The following is a 5,101-nucleotide window of genomic DNA, read 5'->3' on the forward strand; positions in this document are numbered from 1 at the left end:
GGGGCGGGGGTCTCGGCGGCCGGAGCCGGAGCCTCGGCGGCGGGGGCCTCGGCGGCCGGGGTCTCGGCGGCGGCCGGGGCGCCCGAGCCGTCGTCGATGACGGCCAGCTCGGCGCCGACCTCGACGGTCTCGTCCTCGGCGACCTTGATGGACGACAGGATGCCGGAGGCGGGGGCGGGGATCTCGGTGTCGACCTTGTCGGTCGAGACCTCGAGCAACGGCTCGTCGGCCTCGACGCGCTCGCCCTCGGCCTTCAGCCAGCGGGTGACAGTGCCCTCGGTGACGCTCTCGCCGAGCGCCGGAAGGGTTACGGAAACCGACATGGTTTCAGTTGCTCCTTACGAAAATGCGGAAGTGGTCGGTCGTCGCGCCCGTCGACTGGTCAGTCGTGGGAGTGCAGGGGCTTCCCGGCCAGGGCCAGGTGGGCCTCGCCGAGCGCCTCGCTCTGGGTCGGGTGGGCGTGGATGAGCTGCGCGACCTCGGCCGGCAGCGCCTCCCAGTTGTAGATCAGCTGGGCTTCGCCGACCTGCTCGCCCATACGGTCACCGACCATGTGGACGCCGACCACCGCACCGTCCTTGACCTGGACGAGCTTGATCTCGCCCGCGGTCTTGAGGATCTTGCTCTTGCCGTTGCCGGCGAGGTTGTACTTGAGGGCGACGACCTTGTCCGCGCCGTAGAGCTCCTTGGCCTTGGCCTCGGTGATGCCGACGGAGGCGACCTCGGGGTGGCAGTACGTCACGCGCGGCACACCGTCGTAGTCGATCGGGACGGTCTTGAGACCGGCCAGCCGCTCGGCGACGAGAATGCCCTCGGCGAAGCCGACGTGCGCCAGCTGGAGCGTCGGGGCGAGGTCGCCCACGGCCGAGATCGTCGGGACGTTGGTGCGCATGTACTCGTCGACCAGGACGTAGCCGCGGTCCATGGCGACCCCGGCCTCCTCGTAACCCAGGCCCTGCGAGACCGGGCCGCGGCCGATCGCGACCAGCAGCAGCTCCGCCTCGAAGGTCTTGCCGTCGGCGAGGGTGACCTTGACGCCGTCCTGGGTGTACTCGGCGCTCTGGAAGAACGTGCCGAGGTTGAACTTGATGCCGCGCTTGCGGAAGGCGCGCTCCAGGAGCTTGGAGCTGTTCTCGTCCTCGACCGGGACGAGGTGCTTGAGGCCCTCGACGATCGTCACGTCGGTGCCGAAGGACTTCCACGCCGAGGCGAACTCGACGCCGATGACGCCGCCGCCCAGCACGATCGCGGACTTCGGGACGCGGTCCAGCTTCAGCGCGTGGTCCGAGGAGATGATGCGGTTGCCGTCGATCTCCAGGCCCGGCAGCGACTTCGGCACGGAGCCGGTCGCCAGCAGCACGTGGCGGCCCTGGATGCGCTGGCCGTTCACGTCCACCGAGGTGGGGGAGGAGAGGCGGCCCTCACCCTCGATGTAGTGCACCTTGCGGGAGGCGACGAGACCCTGCAGACCCTTGTACAGGCCGGAGATCACGTCGTCCTTGTACTTGTGGACGGCCGCCATGTCGATGCCCTCGAAGGTGGCCTGGACACCGAACTGGGCGGCTTCGCGGGCCTGGTCCGCGATCTCGCCGGCGTGCAGCAGGGCCTTCGTGGGGATGCAGCCGTTGTGCAGGCAGGTGCCGCCGACCTTGCCCTTCTCGATCAGAGCGACGTCCAGGCCCAGCTGCGCTCCGCGCAGGGCCGCGGCGTACCCGCCGCTACCACCGCCGAGGATCACTAGGTCGAAAACGGTGCTGGCGTCGTTCGCCACGTCACGTCCTCCATGCATGTGCGCCGTACGCCGGGCCCCGTCCTCGGGGTGTTACCGGCCGGTCGGCTGGTGTGCGGCCGCTTTGTCTTCGGCCCTGTGGTGGGGGCCCTGTCCTGCCGAGAACCCATCTTCGCATTTGTTGACGGTGGGCGGGACGCGGGGCCCGTGTCCGGGGCGGATCATCGTCCGTCCCGGTGGATTACCGCTGCGTAGCGGACGGGGGGTTTCGTCGAGAGCGAAACCACCCCGCCCGGACGCGTGGTGCCGTGGGTCAAACACACAGGGCCCTTCGCTCGGACCGTGCCGGGCTCGCGGGCTCTGGTGCCGCACCTCGCGGCGTTGTCGTCAATCAACAACGCTCCGCGTTGCCTCATTCCTCCGCCTTGCGATGCACGACACCGGAGCCCGCTCCCTGATCCGGCCCGGTCCGAACGAAGGGCCCAACGGCCCCGGACGTATGCCCGGGGCCGTACAGAGGCCGGCCGGCCTCAGCCGAGGTCGCCGTCGGCGGTGCGCTCCGCCAGCCTGACCAGGGTGCGGACGGCGGAACCCGTGCCGCCCTTCGGCGTGTAACCGTACGGGGCGCCCTCGTGGAAGGCGGGGCCCGCGATGTCGAGGTGGGCCCAGGCGATGCCCTCGCCGACGAACTCCTTCAGGAACAGACCGGCCACCAGGCCGCCGCCCATCCGCTCGCCCATGTTGGCGATGTCGGCGGTCGGGGAGTCCATGCCCTTGCGCAGGTCGGCCGGGAGCGGCATCGGCCAGGACGCCTCGCCGACCTCCTCCGCGATCTCGTGGATCGAGGTACGGAAGGCGTCGTCGTTGGACATGATGCCGAAGGTGCGGTTGCCCAGCGCCAGCACCATGGCGCCGGTCAGGGTCGCCACGTCGACGATCGCGTCCGGGTTCTCCTCCGAGGCGCGGGTGAGCGCGTCGGCCATGACGAGCCGGCCCTCGGCGTCGGTGTTGAGCACCTCGACGGTCTTGCCGCTGTACATGCGCAGCACGTCGCCGGGGCGGGTGGCGCTGCCCGAGGGCATGTTCTCGGCGAGCGCCAGCCAGCCGGTGACGTTGACGCGCAGGCCCAGGCGGGCGGCCGTGACGACGGTCGCGAACACGGCGGCGGCGCCGGCCATGTCGCACTTCATCGTCTCGTTGTGACCGGCCGGCTTCAGCGAGATGCCGCCCGAGTCGTAGGTGATGCCCTTGCCGACGAGGGCCAGGGTCTTCTCCGCCTTCGGGTGCGTGTAGGCGAGCTTCACCAGGCGCGGGCCGCGGGTCGCGCCCTGGCCGACGCCGAGGATGCCGCCGAAGCCGCCCTTGACGAGCGCCTTCTCGTCCAGCACCTGCACCTTGATGCCGTGCTCCTTGCCGGCGGCGGTGGCCACGGCGGCGAAGGACTCGGGGTAGAGGTCGTTGGGCGGCGTGTTGACCAGGTCGCGGGCGCGGTTGATCTCCTCGGCGAGGGCGATCGCGCGGTCGGCGGCGGCCTTGAACGCCTTGTCGCGCGGCTTGGCGCCGAGCAGGGCGACCTCGGCCAGCGCCGGCTTGGCACCGGCGGCCTTGGCGCCCTTGGGGGCGAGCTTGTTCTCGCCGGCCTGGTAGGCGGTGAAGGCGTACGCGCCGAGCAGGGCGCCCTCCGCGATCGCCTCGGCGTCCTCGACGGAGCCGACGGGCAGCGCGAAGCCGGCCTTCTTCGCCCCGGCCAGGGAGCGGGCGGCGGCACCTGCGGCACGGCGCAGCGCCTCGGCGTCGTAGGAGTCGTCCTTCCCGGGGGCCTGGCCGAGGCCGACCGCGATGACGACCGGGGCCTTGAGGCCGTCCGGGGACGGGACCTTCGTCAGCTCGCCCTCGGCACCGGAGGCACCGAGGGTCGCCAGGACAGCGGCGAGCTTTCCGCCGAACGCCTTGTCCACGGCCTCGGCGCCCGGTGCGAGGACGACGTCCCCGGACTTTGATCCAGCGCTCTTGGCGACGCCCACGACGAGGGCGTCGGCGCGCAGCGTCGCCGCACCGGCGGTGCTGAGAGTGAGAGCAGTCACGGTGGTGAATTCTCGCTTCCGTTGAGTTCTGTTCGGCCCGTGTGGGTCGAGGGGTGGCCGACCGGGCCCGGCGCATCGTAGACGCCGTCGCAATGTGCCGGGAATGAGCCTACGCGCGCCTTTGCTGCCCGCTCACGGCGGCGGGCCGTAGCGGTCGCACGGATGTTCCCCGGCCGACGTACGGTGGGGGTTCCAGGAAGATCGTCCCGGTGGCACGGACCCGGGGCGCACATGGGGGGAACGATGCGCGACCGTACGGCCGCACGGGTGGGCGGGGCGCGCGGCGCCCGCGCCGCCACCGCACTGGCGCTGCTCGCGCTGCTCACGGGCTGCGCCGCGGACGGGGGCGGAACGCCAAAGGGCGGTGCGACCGGAGCCTCGGCGTCCGCGCGGCCGCGCTGGCAGCCGGCGCCCGGCACCGACTGGCAGTGGCAGCTCTCGGGCCGGCTGGACACCACCGTGGACGCCCCGGTGTACGACGTCGACGGCTTCGACCGGACGGCGTCCGAGGTCGCCGCGCTGCACCGCGACGGCCGCAAGGTCATCTGCTACCTGTCCACCGGCGCCTGGGAGGACTTCCGCCCGGACGCGGCCCGTTTCCCCACCGAGGTGCTCGGGAAGGGCAACGGCTGGGAGGGCGAGCGCTGGCTCGACATCCGGCGCACCGACGTCCTGGAGCCGCTGATGGAGTCCCGGATCAAGATGTGCGCCGAGAAGGGCTTCGACGCCGTCGAGCCGGACAACATGGACGGCTACCGCAACAAGAGCGGCTTCCCGCTGACCGCCGCCGACCAGCTGCGCTACAACCGCCTCATCGCCCGCCTGGTCCACCGCCACGGCATGGCGGTCGGCCTCAAGAACGACCTGCCGCAGATCCCGGAGCTGGTCGGGGACTTCGACTTCGCGGTCAACGAGCAGTGCGCGCAGTACGACGAGTGCGAGGAGCTGACCCCGTTCGTGAAGGCGGGCAAGGCGGTGTTCCACGTCGAGTACGAGCTGCCCGCCGAACGGTTCTGCGCCCGGTCCCGGGAACTGGGGCTCAGCTCGCTGCGCAAGGAGTACCCGCTGGACGCGTCGCGCGAGTCCTGCGCGGTGGACGGGGACTGACGGGGCGTCGGAGGCGCGCCGCGCCGTCGGTCCGGGAAGCCGGCGGGTGGGGCGCGGCCCGGCGGCGGGTTCGGCGGCCCGGCACAGGGGAACGCGTCCCGGGCCGGCGCCTCAGCCCAGGGCCAGCACCACCAGCGCCACCGTGGCCGCCGTCTCCGCGAGCGCCCCGAACACATCGCCG

General features: G+C 71.8%; 4 protein-coding genes. 1 reads left to right on the forward strand and 3 read right to left on the reverse strand.

Going from position 1 to position 5,101, the window contains the following annotated elements; translation table 11 throughout:
- The 3 genes from MHW47_RS31660 to MHW47_RS31670 all read right to left on the reverse strand — a co-directional run.
- Positions 1 to 323: biotin/lipoyl-containing protein (locus MHW47_RS31660; protein WP_308381734.1), on the reverse strand; the 323-nt coding region annotated here is incomplete at its 3' end.
- A 59-nt stretch (positions 324 to 382) separates the two neighbouring features.
- The gene (gene lpdA / locus MHW47_RS31665) at positions 383 to 1,771 is read right to left on the reverse strand and encodes a dihydrolipoyl dehydrogenase (protein WP_239227305.1); all 1,389 of its coding nucleotides are present in this window, start codon (positions 1,769 to 1,771) and stop codon (positions 383 to 385) included.
- Positions 1,772 to 2,259: 488 nt separating this feature from the next.
- Positions 2,260 to 3,813 carry a leucyl aminopeptidase gene (locus MHW47_RS31670; RefSeq protein WP_239227306.1) on the reverse strand — a complete coding sequence of 518 codons (1,554 nt, stop codon included), beginning with the start codon at positions 3,811 to 3,813 and terminating at the stop codon, positions 2,260 to 2,262.
- A 243-nt stretch (positions 3,814 to 4,056) separates the two neighbouring features.
- Between MHW47_RS31670 and MHW47_RS31675 the strand changes: the two genes are divergently transcribed.
- Positions 4,057 to 4,920: an endo alpha-1,4 polygalactosaminidase gene (locus tag MHW47_RS31675; RefSeq protein ID WP_239227307.1), complete on the forward strand. Its 864-nt coding sequence runs from the start codon at positions 4,057 to 4,059 to the stop codon at positions 4,918 to 4,920.
- Positions 4,921 to 5,101: the final 181 nt, after the last annotated feature.

Origin of the sequence: Streptomyces sp. OfavH-34-F (assembly GCF_022347745.1) — a bacterium.
In the GTDB taxonomy this organism is placed as follows: domain Bacteria; phylum Actinomycetota; class Actinomycetes; order Streptomycetales; family Streptomycetaceae; genus Streptomyces.

Excerpts from the sequence above, each read along its gene's own strand:
- MHW47_RS31675 (WP_239227307.1), top strand. The coding sequence starts at position 4,057 with ATGCGCGACCGTACGGCCGCACGGGTGGGCGGGGCGCGCGGCGCCCGC.